This window comes from Streptomyces sp. PU-14G (assembly GCF_041028275.1).
Classification (GTDB): Bacteria; Actinomycetota; Actinomycetes; order Streptomycetales; family Streptomycetaceae; genus Streptomyces.
Map to the genome: position 1 here is coordinate 1 of NZ_JASKYT010000076.1, position 22,106 is coordinate 22,106.

The following is a 22,106-nucleotide window of genomic DNA, read 5'->3' on the forward strand; positions in this document are numbered from 1 at the left end:
GTACTTGGGCGGTACGGGGATGCTGTCGCGGATCTTCTTCTTGGTGGGCTGGGGGGGGGGGGGGGGGGGGGGGGGGGGGGGGGGGGGGGGGGGGGGGGGGGGGGGGGGGGGGGGGGGGGGCCCACCCGGCCCACCCGTACAGGCCGGGAGTGGCCACGTTGCTCTGGCCGTACGAGGTGAAGCGCTCCTTCGGCACGTCGAGCTTGCCGCGCGCCCGCCAGTAGGAGGGGCGGAGGAAATCTGCAGACGTGTACTTGGGCGGTACGGGGATGCTGTCGCGGATCTTCTTCTTGGTGGGCTCGTCCGGTGCGGCGTCCTCCTGCCGCTGCAGGTCCCACACATGTTCCCAGTCCTCACGCTTCTTGAGCCCGGAGGGCTTGTAGCGGAGGGCGGCGAGGAACGGCACGTGCTCGTCCGTGATCAGCTCGGCCACGACGGTGGCCAGCTCTTTGCGGGGTGCGTAGATCTTCGCGACCGACGCGAAGTCCTCGTCCTGGGAGAGGGTGTCGGTGAGGCGGGAGAGCGTGACGAGAGCAGGCATCCCGCTCTCGTCGTACCAGTGCTCCTTGTTCTCCATTCGATCCAGCAACCAGGACTTCAGGGCTTTCTCCTGAAGCGCGTCCCAGCCTTCCGTCGCCCAGCGACGCTTGTACTCGGGCCGTTCCACCATGTTGATGGCCCGGGACGACTCGATGGCGTCGATCCGCTTCTGGACGACCTCGCGGTACGCGGCCGGCCAGTGCTCGGGGATCTCGGTGATGGGTGTCGAGTTGTGCCGCTTGAACCACTCACCGCTGGCCTCGCCTGCGGCGACCTTACGCGCGAGCACGATCTCGAAGGCGCGTTCACCGAGTGCGAGTTCCGGAATGTCGGGTGAGTCGGGGTCCTCGGAGACGCGGAGGTCTTCAGGGTGCAGGTTGTAAAGGCTGTAGACCTGCCAGTCGAGCTCCTCCTGGAGGGCGATCATTTTGGCGCGGGTGGAGTGCCAGGTTGTGTGAGCTTCGCGGAGACGGCTGGACGTTGGAGTGGCTTTCGATGTGATGTCAGCGGGACTAGTACTGGCAAGTCGTTGTACGAGGAAGTCCAAGGCAGAGGCGTGGGAAGTCGGATAAAAGGCAGGCAGAGGGAACTCTTCCAACTTGGTGCCCGTGAATTCGTAGCTCCACGACCATGGCTGGTCAGATTGACCTCCGCCTGACTCAGGACTCCCGCCCTTTTTGTGGCTCACCATTCTCAGCCAGAAGCAGGCGGTGGAGCTATTGAGCAACCCGAGCAGTCGTAGGTGTTCTTCCTCGCTGGCCTCATCCCGCAACTTGATCACCGGCGCAGACTGCTTGAATACCTTCCCGCCTCGGTCCAGCACAAAATGATTATGTGTTGCCACGAAGGCAAACGGTATGGTGAAAGGGGCTCGATAGCGGGAAGTGAAAAACATCGAATATTCGAACCATGTGAGACCACGCGCGAGTTGAGTCTTTCCGAAAGCGACTCGCCTGCGTAGTAGCAGACGGTAAGGCCAGAGGCAGTGCTCAACAGATGGAGAAGCCGTAGCGTTCAGTGTCTCCGGCGAGTACGGCCACAAAGACATTGTGGCCTCACCAATTGAGTAATCGCGAACTTCGGTCCCCTCGACAATGTACCGCTGGTGGTCCTTTGCGACTCGGGACCGCCGCAAGTGTCCGCCACCAACCATGTATGCATTGTCTTCCCTGGTGACCGCGCCAGTGCCTATCTCTGAGGTGATACTCGAAAGCCTCTTATTTGCACTAGCGTCAAGTTGCTCAACCATTTCGAGCCCACCATCGCCCAGGATCCACGGCTGCTTGTCAAAGTAGCGTCCGCGCTGGAGGTCGTCCGCCGAGACCCACTGGCTTGCAGAGCCCGGTTCATCGATCTGTTTCGCGATCGCCCGCCAGACCAGCCCATCCTCCGGAGCCTTCGGTGCCCCGGGTTCGCCTTGAATGCTTCGCACCGTACGAATCCGCCCGGACCGCGCGTTCCCACCACGCCGCCTTCCCACCAAAATAACCGTAGGCGTGCCGTGCCCCGGAATGTACGCCCCCGAGGTGTCAATGACCTCCGTCAGCTCCACCTCGTGCGCGAAGTACGACTCGATCAGCCGGGCCCCGAACTCCCGCTTCATGAACGAGTTCGCCGTGATCTGGCCGACCATCCCGTACCCGAGTCCGCTTTCCTTCTCGCCCTCCATCGCGAGCTCGAAGAACCGTTGCGCGAACGGCACCGACAGGGCATACGTCCCCGCGCAAGCGCTGTACAGCTCCCGATACAGTTCATTCAGCTTGCGGTCTTTCACCGTGATGTACGGAGGATTCCCCACCACCACGTGGTACCGCCCGGGCTCCAATATGCCCGGGTGGTGATCGACGTCCTCCGTCTCGTACTTGAAGTCCGCGAGTTCGTCAGCGCCCTCGACCTCCGCGCTGTCGAACAGACTCCCCTGCCGGTGCTTGATCAGCGAGTCGCCCACCGCCAGGTGCACGGGCAACTCGTACTGCCCGGCCTCCGCCAGCGTCCGCATCCCGCTCGCAGCCATCGCCGCAACCAGCAACCGGAACCGTGCGATGGCCACCGCGAACGGATTCACATCCACGCCGTGCACCGAATCCAGCGCGGCCCGTACCCGCTGGTGCACGTCGACGCCGGGGCGGCCTTCCGCCCACAACCGCACCAACCGCCGGAAGGCACCCAACACGAAGTGTCCCGACCCGCACGTGGGGTCGATCATCTGCAGGCGCTCGTAGCCGAACTCCCGCACCGCCGGGTCCATTGTTCGGTCGAGGATGAACTCCTCCACGAACTCGGGGGTCTGGAGCAGTGCGTACGTCTTCCGGGCGGCCTCGCTCAGGTCCTGGTACAGGTCGCCGAGAAACCGGGTGTCCCACCCGCGCGTACCGTCGCCGTCCTCTTCCAGCGGGTCGGTGAAGTCGTGGATGAGGACACCCGCCTCGTCCCGCGCCCGCCAGAACTCGACCAAGTCACGAGCACCGTCGTGTGACAGCGGGACCTGGAACAGCGGGTTGTGCCGCCGGTCGAACAGCAATCGGCCCGCCTGCCCGGCGCCCAGCTCATCGAAGGCACGCTCCAGCCATCCCCGGTAGGTCGGGTCGTCGGCCGTCGCGACGTATTCCTCGTACCGTGCCAGGGTCAGGTCCCGGCGATCGTCTTCCGGAGCCGTCAGGTACGGCTCCGGGATCAGCCGGTTGTCCTCGCAGAAGCGGACGAAGACGGTTCCGAGTACCCACGCCACCGCGACCTGCGTGACCCGCTCGTCGAGCCAGGCGTTCCACGTCGCGGCCGTACGCCCCAGCTTCCGGGCACGGTCGTACTCTCCGCGCAACCGGGCGCCGGCGTCGCCCGCCAGTTTCACCTGCCGGGCGAGATCGCTCTCGACCGCCTTGACCTGCTGCTTTAGGTCGTCCAACAGAGCTTTGCGGTCGATCACGTGGCGTCTCCTTGTAATTGTTCCCGCACGCCATGCACGGCGTCACACTCACTCACGTTCAGGCCCCGGCTCGGTGGGCGTTCTTCACCCAGGACTCAGGGAGTTCGATCCACTCGCCGAGCCCGGCCTGGTACGGCACGGCGACCTGTCCCAGCTTCGGCTCCCGGGCGGGGTCGCCCTGGGGGACCAGCAGCCACAGCCCGCGTCCGCCCTGCCGGGCCGCCTCCGCGAGCCGGTCGAGGACGCCCATCGCGTCGTACCGGGCGAAGACAGCGGCGTCCGTCAGCAGCACAGGGCCGGCAGAGGGGGCACCGGACAGCAGTTCCCGTACGCGCGGCTCCACGGAGCCCCATGCCGTCCGCGCGTATTCCGCGAACTTCATCGCACCTCGCGATCCTGGCTCGGCCGCGTCCGCCCTGAGGAGCGTTTCCCACGTCGGCTTCGTCCCCTCCGGAACCAGCGCGTGCAGGGATTCCAGGAACAGCTCGGTTACCGACACGACCTCCGCGCCGAAGCGGCCTGCGGCTGCGCCCAACTCCTGGGTGGCTTCCCAGGCGCGTGCTTCCCGCACCGTCAGCACTCGGTAACCGTCGCGCCGGGCCGACGCTTTGAGGCGGTCCTCCGCGCGGACGGCGCCGGCCAGCAGCGGGTCGTCGGCGTAGCGGGTCGCCTCGCCCACGTCCGTCGACTGCCGCCACGCTCCGGTCGTCAGGTAGCTGGACGCGCTGTCCAGCCGGGTCGGCAGGTAGCGCAGCGTCTTCGTGTCCTCGCGCATCGAGAGCGTGAGGTCGAATCCGGCTTCGCGCAGCGCCTTCGTCAGGGGGCCGGCGGTCGGCAGGTCGTGTGTGGTGCCGCCGCGTCCGTTGGGAACGACCAGTTCGGGGAAGCGGGTCCGGACGCGTTCGTGCACGTCCTGCCCGGTCAGGCCCGGCTGCCGTTCGTCCGGCTGGCCGGGGATCAGACGGACGAGGCCCGCCTGGGTGAGCCGGAGGGCACGTACCAGCTCCAGGTCGCGGGGGTAGATCTCCAGTCGTGGGGTGGCCGCCGCGTTGGCCGAAGCGGCGGCGGCGAGTTCGACGAGACGGCGCTCGTCCCACTCCACCTCGCCCGGGGGCGGGGTGAGCGCTCCCAGTTCGGCGAGCACGGTCGTCGCCGTGGGCAGGGTGTCGAGCCTGGCGAGCCGGTCGGCGGTGCGGCCCAGTCGCGTGGCGTAGTCGAGGAGCCCGGGGGCGGTCGGGGTGTCCGGTGGGTCGCCTTCGATGCCCGCCTCCTCGTCGGCCTCGCGCACGTCCAGTGCCAGCAGCCCCGCGCCCAGGGACTCCTCCGTCGCCTTCCGGTTGGGCTGGTGCTGGAACTGGGCGGACTCCGGTTCGAGCTGTTCGACCTCGACCACGGCGCGGACCGCCGCCAGGGCCAGTGCACGCCGCTGCGCCCGCTCGGGGAGCTGGGTGCCGCGCCGGAGCACCAGTGCGTCGGCTATCTCGGCGGCCGAGGCGACGCGGCCCAAGCCGACCAGCAGATCCATGATCTCGGCGCGGAGCGCCCGCACGGCGGGAAGCTTCTTCCAGCGCTTGCGCTCTTCCTTGAGCATCTGCGGGATGCGGCCCGCGGACAGGCCGAGCGCGTCTGCGACCTCCTTCTGCTTGGGCCAGACGCCGATCCGGGGGAGGGTGCCGTGCTCGTCCGGCAGCCGCAGCAGCAGCCGGACCATCTCCACCTTGTTGCGGTTGGAGCCGTTGTTGTTCAGCTCCGGGACGAGGAGGGTGGCCAGCGTGTCCAGACTCACCCCCCGCAGCGCCGCCTGAGACATACCGGCCGTCCGGTCTGTCGATGTGAGGGTCCCCAGGACCGCCGACTCGGCTGCTGTGAGCTGTGCCAGCTCCTCCTTGGCCTCTGCCCGGCCACGCGGCGTCAAGGGGGAGAGCGGCTCCTCACGCAGCAGGTCGCCCCACTGCCGCTGTCGGCGCTGGACCTCGCCGCGGGTCTTCGCACCGAGCCCCGGTGCGTTGAGGAGCTTGCGGCGGCTGTAGTCGAGCAGACCGCCGACGGTGGTGACGCCGAGGCCGTACAGGAACGACTCGGCGGCCGGTGTGAGGCCCGCGGCCGACAGGTGCGTGTCCCGGGTGACCTGCTGGGCGAGCTGCTCCCGCTGCTGCTCGGCGGAGAGCGGTTCGGCGTCCGCGATGGCGGGCTGCCGCTGCCCGGCGGTCGCCTCTTCCGCTGCTTTGCCGGACGGATCCGGGTGGCTGCTGTGCCGGGATCGATGGCTGGACGGCACGGTCTGCGAAGCGTCCAGGAAGATCCGCTTCCACGCGTCCCGCATCGGTTTCAGCTCGGGAAAGCGCTGGGCGGCGTCCCGGTGCAGGGCCTTGCGGAAGAAGCGGACCAGGCCGTCGCGTACGGCGGGTTCGAAGGCGTCAGCGGCGATCGTCGGGTACGGGAACTCCTTGGAATCCGTCTGCCGGGGCAGCACCGAGCCGTCGCCCCACCTGGGCAGTTCCCCGGAGGCCATCTGATGCAGTGTGACCGCGACGGCGTACCGCTCGGCGTGCGAGTCGTATGCGGTGCGGGTCAGGGTGCCGATGAACGGATCGAGATAGCCGTCCGTGCCCGCGTCGTACTCCTTGGCGGGGTATCCGGCCAGGGAGAAGTCGATGAGGACGAGTTCGCGGGTGCGGTTCGGGCGGACGCGTATCGCGATGTTGTCAGGCTTGATGTCGCGGTGCCAGACGCTCTCGCCCTCCAGGAAGTCGACAGCGCCGAACAGGTAGTCGCCGTACGCCTCCAACTGGTCGATCTGAAGCCGGCCGCTCTCGCGAAGCTGCCGGGCGACTGTCTCCTCGCGGCGCCGGGGACGCCCAGCGGCAGGTCCGGTGCTCTCCGTCGTCTCCTCGCGCTCGTCGCCCACGTATTCGAGCGCGAGCACCGTGCGCCCCGCGACACGCAGCGGTTGCGGCTCGACGAGGCGGATGACGCGCGAGTCGGGGCGCAGCCGCCCCATCACCTCGGCTTCCCGGGCCAGCACCTCACCCCGGCTGTCGGACAGCGCCACCTTGAGCACGGCCAGCGGACGCGTCTTGCGCGCCTCGGCCTCCAGATCGCGGACCAGGAAGGCTCGGCTGGTCGAACCGGTGCCCAGACGCCGCCAGACCTTCCAGCGACCGCCGAGCACGTCCCCGGCCACGGCCTCGAGCGGGTCCTTCTCCTCCTCCGGCGCCTCGGGAGCGCCCGCGTCGGAGGCGTCGGCCGGGGTGGTGAGCATGTCCTCGACGAGCTCCAGCATTTCCAGGAACTCGTCGACCGTGGAGAGGCGCCGGTCAGGCCGGTAGGCGGTGGCCGCCTGCACCAGCTCGTCGATGTCCTCCGAGAGACCGTCGACCAGGGAACTGGGACGCAGTCCCTCACCTGCTTCCAGCCGGGCCACCAGCTCGCCCTGGCTCGCTGCCGGAGCCTTGCCCGTCACCAGCAGATACGTCAGGACGCCGAGGCCGTACACGTCCAGGTAGACCGGGTCGGCGTTCAACGCGGTCAGCTCGGGTGCCAGGTAGGGGTCGGAGCCCTCGGACAGGTGCATCGCGGAGAGCGCCGTGGGCGCGAAACGGGTCGCTCCCGGCGCGGAACCACCCGCGCCGTTGCGCTGCGTGGCGATCTGCCAGTCGGATACCTGCAGATGAGGGCTCAACCAGGCGGCGTCCTCGCCCACAGCCTGCCCCCGCCCGCCTCGGTTGCGGGGGATGACGTGTACCGAACGGGCGGCCAGGGCGCGATGGTAGATACGGCTGGAGTGAGCCGAGCGCATCGTCTCCGCCAACTGCCGTACGAGCGTCATGCGGGCGAGAACGTCGAGCTTGTCCCCGTACTGGAGCAGATATTCGTCCAGACGCAGGGTCTGCGGGTGGTAGTCGAAGATGAGTGCCGGGCCCGCGGAGTGCCCGGAGGGAAGGTACTGCTTGCACTGCACCGCCCCCGGGTGCCGGAACCGCTGCAGTACGGCGGCCTCCCTCCGGGCGGCGTTCTCCACCGACTGCCGGATGCTGGCGTCCGAACCCCGCTCTCGCAGGTAGACCCGCACCCGGGCAGGCTCCGGCAGCTCGCTGTGCTCGGCGAGGTAGTCGGCCCAGGTCTCACCGGAGTCGAATGATTTGCGCTGGAGTTGGTACGGACCGACCCGGAACTCGGCATCGCTGCGGCGGATCCCCACCCGTTCCAGTGCCGCCTTGATCTCGCGGGAAGCGGTCGGTGTCACCCGGTGCCGCTCATCACGCGGCGGCTGCCGCATCATCGCGACCAACTGATCGACGGTGTGGACGCCGTTCCGGTCGTGAGCGGGAAGCCGGACCCGTAGTGAGTCCTCGGTGAAGCACACGGCCTCACCGACCCAGGCCCGCCCACCGTGTCCGCGAAGGAGCCCGCCCAACTCCTTCGCCTTCTTGTTGACCAGGTGCAGCGGGTTGCCGTGCGGGCGGCGGTGGCCGCTGGGCGTGATCTGGACCCAGCTTCCGTTCTCGCTGGTGAGCGCCCCGTGCCAGTTCTTCAGCTCGATCATCCACACGCCACTGGGTGCGACGACCAGTAGGTCGACCTCGCGGACGTGGCCGGCGTTCGCCGTGAAGGTGAAGTTCGACCACGCACGCCAGGGGTCGGCATCCGGCAGCTTCTGGCGGATGGCCTCCAGGCCGCGGCGCTCATGGTCGAACTCGGACTCGGTGACCGTCGTCCACCGGCCTTCACGCATCGTCCCGTCCCCGCTCTCTCAAACATCCGTGGGCGGCTGGCCGTTCGCCCACCCCTGCCCCCGGCAAGACGATCACTACCGTGCTGAAAATCGTAACTGCGAGTCGAGGTGGTCGGACCGGCTGTGTCGGTGAATGCTCAGGGGCAGTGAGGGAAGCCAGGGGGCGAGAGACCTCTGTGTCTCGCACAGGTACTCTTGTGGGCCTCGTCATACGCGGCCCGCCGGGCTTCCGTTCCGCTCAGTCGGAGACACACGGACACGCCCCCACCCGCACGAGTCACGTCGTGCTGCCTGGGGGCATTCCTTGTTGTTCCGTGCGTCCGCCAAGACGGTTGCCGCCAGGGCCCTTGACGGCTCACTCTTCTTCCACTTGAACGAGCAGCACTACCACCAGCTCGGCCACCGTGCAGGGGCCTCCGAAGCGCGCTCCTGGGAGCGGAGCATCCCTGTCCTGGCAGCGGCGCTGAACGAAGCGGGGCTGGGGGACGTCGAGGTCATCCTCGAGTACGCCCTCCCACTGAACAGCAAGCGGGCAGACGCGGTACTCGCCGGACGGCACCCGGTTACCGGCGAGCCCTCCTACGTCGTCGTGGAGCTCAAACAGTGGGGCCAGGCCACCCCGGACGAAGACGATCCGGAGCTCTGCCGCATCGACGCCTACACGCACCCGGTCCTCAACCCCATTGAGCAGGTGCGCAGGTATTGCGAGCACATCGTCAACTTCAACGGGGCCCTGGCAGGGCAGGGGCACCGTGTCAGCGGCGCAGCCTATCTGCACAACGCGACGGAGTTCGGGGTCAGCGGTTTGCGAGCCGTCGAACTCGACGACCAGGGGCAACTCTTCTCGGGAGAGCGTCGGGGCGAGTTCCTCGCGTACCTTCGCTCCAAGTTGAGCACCACCGTGCCAGGCGCGTCCTTCGCGGACGCCTTCCTCAGTGGCAAGCAGGCCCCTTCGAAGCAACTCATGTCCCTGGCGGCCCAAGAGGTGCGCGAGCGAGAGCAGTTCGTCCTCCTGGACGAGCAGCAGGTCGCCTACCGCCTGGTACTCAACGCGGTCCGCCGGGCCAAGCAGTCCGACCACAAGGAAGTAGTCGTCGTCACTGGCGGGCCCGGAACGGGTAAGAGCGTCATCGCACTCTCCCTTCTTGGTGAGCTCTACCGGCAAGGCGTCCCCGCGCTGCACGCGACCGGGTCCAAAGCCTTCACGCAGACGATGCGCAAGGTCGCCGGAGCGCGTAAGCGTGAGGTTCAGGACCTCTTCAAGTACTTCAACAGCTTCATGACCGCGGAGAAGAACGCCCTCGACGTCCTGATCTGCGACGAGGCCCACCGCCTCCGGGAAACGTCCGCCAACCGCTGGACCCGGGCAGCACACCGCACCGGCAAGCCGCAAGTGGACGAGCTGGTGGACGCGGCCCGCGTGCCGGTTTTCCTCCTGGATGAGCACCAAGTCGTGCGGCCCGGCGAGATGGGTACCGTCTCCGAGATCGAAGCCGCCGCGGCCAAGCGGGGCCTGGCGTGCACTGTCGTTCCCCTGGACAGTCAGTTCCGCTGCGGCGGCAGCGAAGTCTATCTGCGGTGGGTGCTCCGGCTGCTCGGGCTGGAAGAGGGCGGCCCGGTGGCCTGGGAGCCGGACGAGCGGATGGAACTGAGGACTGCCGACAGCCCCGAGGAAATGGAACGCTTCCTCGAGAGCCGCCGCGCCCAGGGGTACGGAGCCCGGATCACCGCCGGATACTGCTGGCCGTGGTCGCCGGAGCCGAAGCCCGGAGAGCCGCTGCCCGCCGACGTGGTGATCGGCGACTGGGCACGCCCCTGGAACCTCAGGGGAGACCGTTCCGTTTCGGGCGCGCCTGCCTCCTCGCTCTGGGCCACCGACCCCGCCGGTTTCGGACAGGTCGGATGCGTCTACACGGCTCAAGGCTTCGAATACGACTGGTCGGGGGTCATCCTCGGTCCGGACCTGGTCTGGCGCGGCGACCGGTGGATCACCGACCGTACCGCTTCCAAGGACTCGGTCATCAAGAAGAGCACCACGGACGTCGACCGGCTCATTCGCAACACCTACAAGGTGCTGTTGACCCGCGGCATGGTGGGGACGGTGCTCTACTCGACGGACCCCGAGACCCAGGAGAAGCTCCGGGAACTCGTCGGGTCCCAGCAGGAGGCCGCTGTCGTCTGAGGAGCCGTTCGGCACCGGGCGAGGTCATTCACTAAGATCGTCGAGAACGGTTGCGGCCCGCCGGGCTTCCGCTCCACTCAGCCGGAGACACACGGACACGCCCCCACCCGCACGAGTCACTCGTGCCCTTGGGGGACCAGTCCGTGTCCATGCTCCTGCTGAAGCTCTCCGCAGCAGACCTGCTCACACTCGACGAACGGCATCGCATGGTGCCGCACCTCGCGGCCCGGTGGAAGCACTTCCGCGGGACGGACGCCTCGGACGGGGAACGGGACGCGTGGGCGGAGAGCCTCGTAGCTCTCGCCAGAGCCATGGTGGATGCCGGACGCGGTCATGTCGAGATGGTCGTCGAGTGCTCAGCCACCATCGACGAGTCCGTAAGCCCGAAAAACGCTCCGACCATCGACGTCGTTCTACTCGGACGGCACCCGAAGTCTCATGGCCTCTCGGTGCAACTCGTGGAACTGAAGCGATGGTCGACCGTGACACGCGTGGAAGCGGCGACAGCCGAACTGGTCTCCGTACCGGGGATGCGCAAGCCGAAAAAACATCCCGCTCTTCAGTTGGGCGCGACCTTCGAGACGTTCGCGGGTGAATCCGGCCCCCTCCACGGCCTGACCTTCGAGTGCGGAGGTTTCGCGTATCTGCACAACGCGACCGAGGAGTCGGTCAGCCCCCTGCTCGGCTTCGACGCGCCGACGGGTGCCTACTCGCACGTCTACACCGGGGACCGGCACACCCAGTTGATGCACGATCTGCGGAAGCACTTCGGAGAGGACAGCGGGTACTCGCACGCGGAGATCCTGCTCGACAGGATGAACCTGAGGAACACCCCTCTTCTCGACGCCATGATCATGTCGCGAGGTGAAGACACCGTCTTCACCCTGCGGGGTCGGCAGAAGGAGGTCGCGGAGCACGTCCGGCAAAGAGCTGCCTACGTCCTCGACGGGCAGGACGAGAAGACCCGGCGCGCCGTGTTCGTGGTCACCGGCGGCGCCGGCACAGGGAAGAGCGCCATCGGCCTGCAACTCAAGGCGGAGTTCGAAGCAGCCGGCCGGGAAGTCCGCTACGCCAGCGGCTCCCGGGCCTTCAACGGCGCGATGCGGCACCACGTGGGATACGGGAACACCGAGTTCAAGGAGAGCTTCACCTATTTCAGCAGCTACACGACCCCTCCGGCCGAGCCCTTGGACGTCCTCCTGTGCGATGAAGCGCACCGCCTGCGGGACCGTTCGACGAATCACCGGCTGCCACGTGAGAAACAAGGCACCAAACCGCAGGTGGAGGAACTCCTTGATGCCTCACGGCTGACCGTCTTCTTTCTTGACGAAGGGCAGTCGGTACGACCCAACGAGGTCGGCACGGTCCAACTGATCAAGGATGCCGCCCAACGGCGCGGCACCCCGGTTGTCAGCTACGACCTGAGAGCGCAATACCGCTGCGGTGGAAGCGACGCCTACGTGCGGTGGGTGCGTGATCTGCTGAACCCCACGGAAAGCCCGCACAAGTGGATCCCGGACGGGTTGATGCACGTCGAGGTCGTTGACTCCCCTGAAGAGATGGAACGCATCATCTACCACGAGGCCCATGCGGGAGCTTCCGCACGCATGGTCGCGGGTTTTTGCTGGCCCTGGAACAAGCCGCGCGGCGACGCGAAACGGCTCGAAGCGGATGTCCGGATCGGAGACTGGCACAGGCCGTGGAACGCGGACAGCGAGAGCTACTGCGAGAACGGCAGCGTTCCGCCGTCCAAGATCTGGTCCGTCCATGAGGCCGGTCTCGGCCAGATCGGCTGCGTATACACCGCACAGGGCCTCGAGTGGGACTGGTGCGGCGTCATCATGGGCGACGACATGGTCTGGCGAGACGATCGCTGGGTGTTTCGGCGGGGAAGGTGGAAGAAAGACAAAAAGGAGAAGGTCAGGCGCGTCGCCATTCCCGGATCACTGGACGACGAGGTACGGAACACGAACCTGGACACGGCCCAGTTCGAGGCTTGTGTGCGCAATGCCTACCATGTGCTGCTGACCCGCGCCAGTCGTGCGACGGTCCTGTACTCGACGGACGAAGAGACGCATAAGCATCTGAAAGAGCTGGCCGGGGACGTCCACATCCATGGCCTGCGGCCTTCCCGGGAGAACCTGCCACCGGACCTGCGCATCCCTCACCAGAAACGCCCCGAGCGCGGGAAGGCGCGCAGAACCCGGCCGAGAGGTTCCTCCGCACAGGACCCTCAACTGCCTCTCTTCTGAGGACCAGGAGAATCAGGAGGGGCGGGCTCCCGGGCCCGCCACCTGTCGCCTCAGAAAAAGAGGCGCGTCACTACCGCTACCAGCCCCGCCGCCAACAGGTTGGTGGCGGTCTGCATAGCGATGTCGCTCAGGACCCTGCGGATCCGGAATCGACGCGCAGGCTTGTACTCGACAATCGGGTCCATGCGTACCACTCCAGGCATGAGTGCGGAATGGCAGAGCGGATGCCCTACCGGGCACCTGCCAGTCACCACTCGCACTCACAGAAGCGGAGCAAGAACGCGCAGCCTCATACCCTCCGGGAAGGTGCGCAGCGCAAAGATCTTACCCCACACCGTGGTTGGGCAAGGCGAGCTGATAGTCCGGCCTTGCCTCATACCGCTTCGCGGACTCGGACGACACCGCCCCTCGGATTCGGGTCGCCTGAGGGGTGGGCGTCGTGATGTGGCCGGGCACCGACTGGGCCGGAGGCGTCTTCGTCGAAGCGGAGCCGGCGGATGGGAACGTAGCCGAGGGAGAAGTCGTCCCGTCAGCCGGCCGTCGCCTCGTCGCTGGCCTCGGTGGAATCGGACCCCTCGCGGCGTGCCGCCATCGCCGTCACGCGGTTCCGTACGGCGTACCAGCCCGCCCACAGGGCCAGCGCGATCAGTGGCATGCACGCCACCGACCAGGTGCCGATGTCGCCGTCGCAGGCCATCAGAACGACGACCAGGAGGAGGAAGGCGAGCGTCAGGTACGAGGTGAAGGGCGCGCCCGGCAGGTGGAAGCCGCCGTCCTCGGCGCGGCCCTCGCGCACCCGGCGGCGCAGCGCCAGCTGGCACAGGATGATCATCGCCCAGGTGCCGATCATGGTGATCGCGGAGAAGTTCAGCACGATCGAGAAGGCACGCTCGGGAACGACGTAGTTGAGGACGATGCCCAGCAGGTAGAAGGACGCGGTCAGCAGGATGCCGCCGAAGGGTACGTGCCGGCGGTTCATCTTCGTGGTGAAGTGCGGTGCGGAGCCGGCCAGGCCCATGGAGCGCAGCGTGCGGCCCGTCGAGTAGAGGCCCGAGTTGCAGCTGGAGAGGGCCGCGGTCAGTACGACGAAGTTCATGATCTGGTCGGCGCCGGGGATACCGACGCGGCTCATCAGCGTCACGAACGGTGATTCGTCACCGCTGTACGCGGTCCACGGCAGCAGCAGGACGAGCAGCAGCACGGAGCCGACGTAGAAGACGACGATGCGCCAGGACACGGAGTTGATCGCCTTGGGAATGACCTTCCGGGGGTTCTCCGTCTCGCCGGCGGTGATGCCGACCATCTCGATCGCCGCGTAGGAGAAGACCACACCCTGGACGATGATCAGCGCGGCGAGGAAGCCGTGCGGCAGCAGACCGCCGTGGTCGGTGATCAATTGGGGGCCGCCCGCTTCGCCGCCCTGGATCGGGTGGCGGCTGGCCAGCAGCCAGCAGCCGATGGCCAGGAACGCGATGATCGCGGCGACCTTGATCAGGGCGAACCAGAACTCGAACTCGCCGAACCACTTCACCGAGATCAGGTTGGCGCTGAGTACCACCAGCAGCGCGAACAGCGCGAGCGTCCACTGGGGGATGTCGCGCAGGGCGCTCCAGTAGTGCAGATAGACGGCGACCGCCGTGATCTCCGCGATGCCGCTGCATATCCAGTGCAGGAAGTACACCCAGCCGGCCACGAACGCCGCCTTCTCGCCGCCCAGCAGCTCCCGCGAGTAGGAGACGAACGAACCGGACGTCGGCCGGTGCATCACCAGCTCACCCATGGCGCGGGCGATGAAGAAGGCGAACAGTCCGGTGATCGCGAAGACGATCACCAGCGAGGGTCCCGCGGAGTGCAGCCGTTCGCCGGCGCCGAGGAACAGCCCCGTGCCGATCGCGCCACCCACGGCGATCATCTGGACCTGTCGGTTGCGCAGGCCCGACGCGTAGCCGTCCTCGCGCACCAGTGTGCTTTTGGCGGGCGCGGTGCGCTCGGGGGACTCGGTGGTCACCCCGCCTCCGCGGGTCTCGGCTGCGTTCGCCATACGTCTTGGCTCTCCGTGGGTCGGGGCACACCTGTGTCCCGGCACGCCGGACGGCGCACTGGGGTGTGCCTGTTTGGACAGGACCGATGCCCTGCGGGCAGGGCGAGGCACCCTGCGGGCAGGGTGAGACGCCCTGCGGACAGGGCGGAGCGCCCTGGCGGACAGGGCTGGGTGCCGGTCCGGGCACGACCGGACCGGCTGTCCTGAGAACCTCAGGACCTGCGATGTCAGGACCCGAGGACGTCAGAGTCTGAGGACGTCAGAGTCTGAAGACATCAGGCCCTTGCACACATCAGGCCCCTGAGGACCCGAAGGTCAGGACGCGGACGAGGAGGCGAACCGGTGTGGCTCACCGGCCCGGCCGGCCGGTGCGTCCGCACGGCCGGTCAGTGCGTCGGTCAGCGCGCCGCTCAGCGCGGCACCGCTGTCCGCCAGCACCTCTTCGATCCGCTGCGCAGGACGCACCAGCGAGAAGCTGACGCGTCCGGCGCTGTCCCGCCAGAAACCGTGCACGGCCGGGCGGGGCAGGCTGTTGTACTGGAACGGGGTGGAGAAGTAGTAGGCGCCCGTATCCCACAGCGCCACCACGTCTCCCGGCTCCAGCTCGGGCAGTGCCGTCTCGCGCGCCACCAGGTCACCCGCGAAGCAGCACGGCCCCGCTACATCCTGCACCATCTCGGACGTGCGCTTGGGCGCGCCCTCGGCGTCGAAGGCGCCCACCCGCAGCGGCCACGCCCCGGGCGCGAACGCCGTGCGGGTCGCCACGTGCGCACCCGCGTGCGTGACGGCGATCCGGCGGCCGCCCGCGCTCTTGGTGTACTCCACCAGCGCGGCGATGAACCCCTGCTTGGCGAGCAGGGACCGACCGAACTCCGTGACGATCGTATAGCGCCCGTCGAACAACCCCGGCACCGTGTGCCGCAGCAGGTCCGCGTACGCGGCGAACGAGGGCTCCGTCTCGTCACCAGCGAAGTTCACGGGGAGGCCGCCGCCGATGTCCACGGTGTCGATCTGCTGCCTGCCCGCCTCCCGGTTGATCCGCTCGGCCAGCTCGAAGACGACCCGTACTGACTCGGCCATCAGCTCCAGCGGCACTCCCTGGGAGCCCGTGTGGGTGTGCAGCCGGGTCAGCCAGGGGCGCGCCAGGTAGCTGTCGACGATCCACTGCTCGGCGCCCTCGTCGCGCAGCGCCACTCCGAACTTCGAGGTGGCGGTCGCGGTGCTCATCGCGCCGATGGAGCCGGTACCCACCTGCGGGTTGATCCGCATGCCCAGCGGTGCGCCAGGGCGCAGCCCCGCCGCCTCGCGCTCGGCGACCAGGGTGTCCAGCCGGGCGAGCTCCTGCGGGTTGTCGGCGTTCACGGCGACCCCGCTCGCCAGCGCGTCCCGCAGCTCGGGGACCGTCTTGGCGGGGGAGTCGAAGACGGTGCGCCCGGCGGGCACGCCCGCGGCCCGGGCCAGTTCCAGCTCGCCGGGGCTGGCCACCTCGCAGCCGATACCCTCCGCGTTCAGCAGCTCCAGCACGGGGACCAGAGAGGCCGCCTTCACGGCGAAGGTGTGCAGCACGGGGGCCGGCCCGGCGAATGCGGCGTGCAGCTCCCTGGCGGTCTCACGGATGCCTTCGACGTCCAGCAGTGCCGCCACCGGCGCGTCCGGGCCGAGCAGCCGCTCGCGGACCGCTGAGGCGATCGCGTCCTGTCTCCGTGCCACGGCCTCCAGTACCACGCGGGTGCTCCTCTCATCTGCCGTCTCTGCTGCCGGTTCGGTTGCCGTCCACTCTGCGCGGCGGCGCGGGGCCGTGTCTGCGGCGGATGGGCCGAAGCTGCCGACGAGCGGGTGTGTGCGGAGCACAACGCGAGCCCGGTGCGCGGCACGGCTTGTCCGGACGCACCACGGAGAGGGTTCATATGTGTGCAACCGCACAATGGGAGCCGCCTCCGCCTCCAGGAAAACGTCTCCGCCTCCCGGGTCACGTTCCCGCCTTACGGATCACGTCTCCGCTTCCCGGATCACGCCTTCGCCACCGGATCACGCCTCTGCCACCGGATCACGCCTTCGCCACAGAATCACGTCTCCGCTTCGGGGCCGCTGCGTAGGTTGCCTGCCGCTGCCGGGTGCAGGCCCGCCGCCCGCAGGCCCAGTTCGGCCAGCAGGCGGACATCCGGGTCGTCCAGGTCGAGCGCGAAGTGGGTGCGCAGCCTGCGCAGACGGTAGCGCAGTGTGTTCGGGTGGATGCCCAGTTGCCGTGCGGTGCCCGCCACGTCGCCGAACCGGCTCAGGTAGGTGGCGAGCGTCGGGGCCAGGTCGGTGCGGTGCTCCGCGTCGTGGGCCAGCAGCTCGCGAACGGACCCGTCCACCGGGGGCGTCAGCTCCCGCACGGCCCTGACGACCCGCATCGCGTCCATGGCGGCCCGTACGTCCGACTCGTCGGCGACCTCCAGCCCCCCGGCGCGGGCCGGCCGCTCGAGCAGCACCCGCAGAACGAGATGGGCTCTCTCGCGGGATTCCGGAATCTGGGCCAGGTCTGTCGGCGCGGGACCGATCGCCACCAGGGGCCGGGCACCCGCCTCCCGCACGGCGCCCGCGAGCTGGAGCGCCAGCCGCCGCGCCCGTACGTCACCCTCCTGGGGCCCTTCACCGGCGTCCGCGGCGTCGGCGTGTGCCGGGCCGGCGTGTGTCGGGCCGCGTGCCGGCTCGGGCCGCTCGCCGGGGAGCGGCAGCAGGACGTCCAGCCGGCCTTGGGAGCGCTGCGCGTAGCCGGCGGGTTGGTGCGCGGTCACCTGGAGCGAGGCCAACCGCAGAGCTCGCTCGTGCACGGCCGCCTCCGCCGTCCCGTCCGCCGCCCTGCCGTCTGCCGTCCTGCCGTCCGTCGCTCTGCCGTCTGCCGTCGTCCTGCCGTCCGCCGCTCTGCCGTCCGTCGTCCTGCTGCCTTCCGTCGTCCTGCTGCCGACCGTCCTGCCGTCGGCCGTGCTGTCAGTCGTGGCGCCGCCGGTGGTGACCGACAGGACCGCGCAGGGCGTGCCGAGGCCCAGGCCGAGAGTCGCGGCTGCCGAGCGTGCGTCTCCGGTGCCCTCCAGCAGCGCCCTGACCGCCTGTCGGCGCCGCGACGAGCCGTTCTGGGCACTCAGCCGGTGGTGCAGCAGGTGCGGAGCCGCCACGCGGGCCGCCTCGCGCAGGGCCTGCCGGGCGTCGGGCGGCAACGGGCTGCCGTCGGCGGCCACCCAGATGGAGCCCAGCACCTCCTCCCCGGCGCGCACGGCGATCGCCAGGCGCTCCGAGAAGCGTTCCTCCGCCGGACGGTGCACCACGTCGTCGGTCGACCACAGGGTGCGCAGAAACCCGCTGGACGCCAGTTCGTCCAGCCGCCACCGCGGCACCTGCTGGCCGAGGATGGTGAGCCGCCGCAGCGGGTCGGCCCCGTTCTCGGTGGGGGAGAAGGCCAGCACCCGCGAGTCCGGGTCCTCCAGGGTGACGGCTCCGCCCACCAACTCGGCGAGGGCCCGTGCCAGGGCGGGAAGGTCGCCCAGCGGCACGTCGGAGAGCGAATCCGCACCGGCGGGCCCGCCCCGGTGCGCGAGCCCGGCCCGCAGCATCCCGATCAGTTCGGTCCACTCGACCCACGGCGTTCTGGTGAGCAGGGCCGTGGACGTCTCGTCCGCCACCTCCAGCAGCCGCCGTGTCGGCCCGCTCGCCCCGCGCCGTACGACGACGGCCACCGCACCGGCCCGGGCCGCGGACCGCAGCACCAGCGGGGCGACGTCGGACGAGTCGTCGACACCGGCCGCGATCAGCACCTGGCCCCGCGCGGCGAGGGTCTCTCCGGAGTCGAACACGCCCACCCCGTGCACCGGCACCCCGCTCCCGAGGGGCGCCCGTACCAGTTCGAGAGCCTCGCCCGCACCCGTCGCCAGCAGACTGGCGAGAGTGGGGGAGGCCGGGTGGTGCTCACCCCCCGTACCGGACGGTGGCCCGAGGGGTGCGTCCGTGCGTGCGGAGAACGCCGGGTCGGCGGGGCTGTGCATGCTGCGCGAAGGGGCGGCGGGAGTGCGCTCGCTGCGCGAAGGGGCGGTGGGAGTGCGCTCGCTGTGCGGAGGCTCGGCGGGGGCGCGCTCGTCCTGGGGAGGGTCGGCGGGGGTGCGCTCGCCGTGCGGAGGGGTGGTGCCGGGCATGGCTCAAGTGTCGCGCATCGCCGCCGGCCGGACGGTGCCGCAGACCGCGTGCGGGGGCCGCTCACCGCGTGGGGAGGCCCCTCACCGCGTGCGGGGCCCGCCTACCGCCTGGCCGGTCCGCTCAGGGCATGTGGGGCCGCTCACCGCTTGCGGGGTCCGCTCACAGGGACCCGTCGTCCCACTGGTCGAGGAGGCTCTCCTCGTCCTCCTCCCCTCCCGTCGCACCGTTGTGGAGGCTCTGCTCGGTCCACATCACCTTGCCGTGCGGGGTGTAGCGGGTGCCCCAGCGCTCGGCGAGCTGGGCGACGAGGAAGAGGCCGCGCCCGCCCTCCTCCGTCGCGGCGGCGCGCCGCAGGTGTGGCGAGGTGCTGCTGCCGTCGGAGACCTCGCAGGTGAGGGACCGTTCGTACAGCAGGCGGGCCCGGATGGGTTCGCTGCCGTAACGGATGGCATTGGTGACCAACTCGCTGAGAATGAGCTCCGTGGTGAACGCGACGTCCTCCAGGCCCCACTCGGCCAGTTTCCGTGTCACCTGGGCGCGCAGCGGGGCGACGGCGCCCGAGTCGGCCGGCACGTCCCACTGGGCGACCCTCTCCGGCGCCAGTACCCGGGTGCGGGCCACCAGCAGGGCGACGTCGTCGCTCGGGTCGGGGGGCAGCAGCGCGTCGAGCACCGCTCCGCAGGTGTCCTCGGGAGAGCGTTCCGGGTGGCCCGCCAGTGCGTCGTGCAGCTGCGCGAGACCGTCATCGATGTCCCGGTCGCGGTCCTCGACCAGCCCGTCGGTGTAGAGCACCAGCCGGCTGTTCTCCGGCGGCTGCAACTCCGCCGTCTCGAAGGGCGCGCCACCCAGCCCGAGGGGCAGTCCGACGGGGACCTCCGGAAACTCCACGGTGCCGTCGGGCAGCACCACGGCGGGGCCCAGGTGCCCTGCCCGCGCCACGGTGCAGCGGCCCGAGACGGAGTCGTAGATCGCGTACAGACAGGTGGCGCCCGTGACGGCTTCACCGTTGCCCTCTGCCGCCTGGTCCTGGTCGATCCGATCGACCAGCTCGTCCAGGTGCGCGAGCAGCTCCTCGGGGGCCAGGTCGAGGGAGGAGAAGTTGAGCACCGCGGTGCGCAGCCGGCCCATGGTCGCGGCGGCGTGCAGACCGTGCCCCACCACGTCGCCGACCACCAGCGCGACGCGGGCGCCGGGCAGCGGGATGACGTCGAACCAGTCCCCGCCCACCCCCGCACGGGTGGGCCGGTACCTGGTGGCGACCTCCAGGGCGTCCTGTTCGGGCAGACCGCGCGGCAGCAGGCTGCGCTGCAGGGTGACCGCCATGGCGTTCTCCCTGGTGTAGCGCCGGGCGTTGTCGATGCTGACGGCGGCCCGTGCCGCCAGCTCCTCCGCGAAGGCCAGGTCGTCCTCGCCGTACGCCGTGCTCCCGTCGGCGCGCCAGAGGTCGACCACGCCCAGCAGCACGCCCCGGGCCCGCAGCGGAACGGTGATCAGCGAATGAATGCCGTCCGCGATGGCGGCACGCGCGCGCTCGGGGTTCTCCTCCTGCCAGGCGTGCGCCTCCCGCAGATCGGGCTCCAGCACGGCCCCGACACTGTCGGGCCCGGTCTCGTCCGCCGTGCCTTCCCCCGTGCCGGTGATCCCGACCGTCCTGGTGACCTCGCCCACCGGGTAGAGCGGCGACGGGCCGCGGACGCCGCTGATCGCCACCCGGCGCATGTCGGTGGGGGCTTCGGTCGGCTCCTCGCCGCGCGGCACCGGGTCCAGCAGTTCGACGGTCGCGAAGTCGGCGAACCGGTCCACGACGACCTCGGTCAGCTCCTCCGCGGTACGCACCACGTCCAGGGTCGTACCGATGCGCACACCCGCCTCGTACAGCAGCCGCAGCCGCTCCCGCGCCACCTCGGCACGGCCTTCGAGCGCGTGCAGCTCGGTGGTGTCCCTCAGCGTCGCGACCCTTCCCGGGGCGCCCTCCTCGGCACGGGTGGCGCGGATGTTGACAGCCAGCAGCCTGCCCCCTGCCAGATGCACCTCGTCCGAGGCGGTACGCCCCGAGGCCAGCAGTCCGGTCATGCCCGCGTCGAGGCCGAGCTGGTCGACCCGCCGCCCCTCCGCGTCACGGGGGAGCTCCAGCAGCCGGCGGGCCTCACTGTTGGCCAGCCTCAGCCGGGCCTCCTCGTCGAGAATCAGTACCCCTTCGCGCACCGCGTGCAGTACCGCGTCGTGGTGTTCGTACATGCGGGTCATCTCGGTCGGCCCCAGCCCGTGGGTCTGTCGCCGCAGCCGCCGGCTGACCAGTGCGGAACTGCCCGAGGCGAGGATGAGCGCACCGGCGGCGGACATCAGCAGCACGGGAAGCTGGTTTTTGACCCCCTGGTTCACCCGGGTGACCTTCACGCCTGCCGACACGAGTCCGGCGAGGGAACCGTCCGGGCGGGTGACGGGGGCGGCGGAGTTCACCGTCTTGCCGCCGGTGGCCGCCTCGATGGTCGTGGTGGTGGGCAGGCCGCGGCGGGCCCGCTGCACGATGTTCTTGAACGGCCGCACGACCTGCTTGCCGATCAGGTCGGGGTCCGACGACGTGACCCTGATGCCGTTCGGTTTCCAGACGACGACGTAGTCCACGCCGGTGGCCTTGCGGACCGCCTGGGCGCGCGGCTGCAGTGCCGCGGTCGGGTCCGGGCTGTCCAGCCCTTCGAGCACCCCGGGCGAGCGCGCGAAGGTCTTGGCCACGGCCAGGCCCTCCTGCCGCGCGTGCCGAGCGCTGTCCCACTGCGCGTGCAGGAGGAAGGCCACCACCACCGCGATCATGAGCAGCACGATGACCGCTACCTGGAGGATGAAGACCTCGCCGGCGACGCTCCGGGCGCCGAAGGGGAGACGGGACGCCTTCCGGGGGCGGGCGTGCCGTGCGGCTGCGCCGGAGCTCGGTGAGCCGGAGCCCGGCGCATCGGAGCTCCGTGAATCGGAGCTCCGTGGACCTGAGCTCGGCGCATCGGAGCCCGGCGCGTCGGGCCCCGGTTCCTCCTCGGAGTGCGCGGAGGCGGGCGCCACCCGGCGGGGGCGTTCGCGCCGAGCCGTTCGGCGCCCGAAAAGTCCGCGCATGACCCTTTTCTAGCAGTTTCCACCGGTGCTGGCCCTGGTTGATCCGGTGAACGGGGTCGCGGCGGGCCCGGAGTGGGGTGCGGTAGGCCCTGACGAGGGTGGCGGACCCAGCGAGGAGGTGGCGGGCCCGGCGAGGAGGCGCCGGGCCCGGCGAGGGG

At 69.5% G+C, this 22,106-nt stretch carries 9 protein-coding genes; 2 read left to right on the forward strand and 7 right to left on the reverse strand.

Annotation, left to right across the window (positions count from 1 at the left end):
- Positions 1-3,463 (reverse strand): BREX-2 system adenine-specific DNA-methyltransferase PglX (pglX, locus tag AB8Z75_RS12170; protein ID WP_369201491.1); only part of this gene is annotated, 3,463 nt, incomplete at its 3' end.
- Positions 3,464-3,521: 58 nt separating this feature from the next.
- On the reverse strand, positions 3,522-8,198 hold the full coding sequence (gene pglW / locus AB8Z75_RS12175; RefSeq protein ID WP_369201492.1) for a BREX system serine/threonine kinase PglW: 4,677 nt from the start codon (positions 8,196-8,198) through the stop codon (positions 3,522-3,524).
- A 304-nt stretch (positions 8,199-8,502) separates the two neighbouring features.
- Between pglW and AB8Z75_RS12180 the strand changes: the two genes are divergently transcribed.
- The gene (locus AB8Z75_RS12180) at positions 8,503-10,380 is read left to right on the forward strand and encodes a DNA/RNA helicase domain-containing protein (RefSeq protein ID WP_369201493.1); all 1,878 of its coding nucleotides are present in this window, start codon (positions 8,503-8,505) and stop codon (positions 10,378-10,380) included.
- 149 nt (positions 10,381-10,529) lie between these two features.
- A complete protein-coding gene (locus AB8Z75_RS12185) occupies positions 10,530-12,632 on the forward strand; it encodes a DNA/RNA helicase domain-containing protein (protein ID WP_369201497.1) in 2,103 nt (700 codons plus the stop codon).
- A 50-nt stretch (positions 12,633-12,682) separates the two neighbouring features.
- Here AB8Z75_RS12185 and AB8Z75_RS12190 read toward each other — a convergent pair whose 3' ends face one another.
- The 5 genes from AB8Z75_RS12190 to AB8Z75_RS12210 all read right to left on the reverse strand — a co-directional run bounded on the left by AB8Z75_RS12190 (position 12,683) and on the right by AB8Z75_RS12210 (position 21,654).
- Positions 12,683-12,817 carry a DUF6408 family protein gene (locus tag AB8Z75_RS12190; protein ID WP_369201494.1) on the reverse strand — a complete coding sequence of 45 codons (135 nt, stop codon included), beginning with the start codon at positions 12,815-12,817 and terminating at the stop codon, positions 12,683-12,685.
- Positions 12,818-13,161: 344 nt separating this feature from the next.
- Positions 13,162-14,544 (reverse strand): amino acid permease, encoded by a 1,383-nt coding sequence (locus AB8Z75_RS12195; protein WP_369201498.1) that lies wholly within the window; start codon positions 14,542-14,544, stop codon positions 13,162-13,164.
- Positions 14,545-14,988: 444 nt separating this feature from the next.
- Complete coding sequence (locus AB8Z75_RS12200; RefSeq protein ID WP_369201495.1) at positions 14,989-16,398, reverse strand: diaminopimelate decarboxylase; 1,410 nt, start codon at positions 16,396-16,398, stop codon at positions 14,989-14,991.
- Between the two features lie 341 nt (positions 16,399-16,739).
- On the reverse strand, positions 16,740-18,842 hold the full coding sequence (locus AB8Z75_RS12205; protein WP_369201496.1) for a helix-turn-helix domain-containing protein: 2,103 nt from the start codon (positions 18,840-18,842) through the stop codon (positions 16,740-16,742).
- Positions 18,843-19,002: 160 nt separating this feature from the next.
- Entirely contained in the window at positions 19,003-21,654 is a 2,652-nt protein-coding gene (locus AB8Z75_RS12210; protein WP_369201499.1) for a SpoIIE family protein phosphatase, read from the reverse strand.
- Positions 21,655-22,106 lie beyond the last annotated feature (452 nt).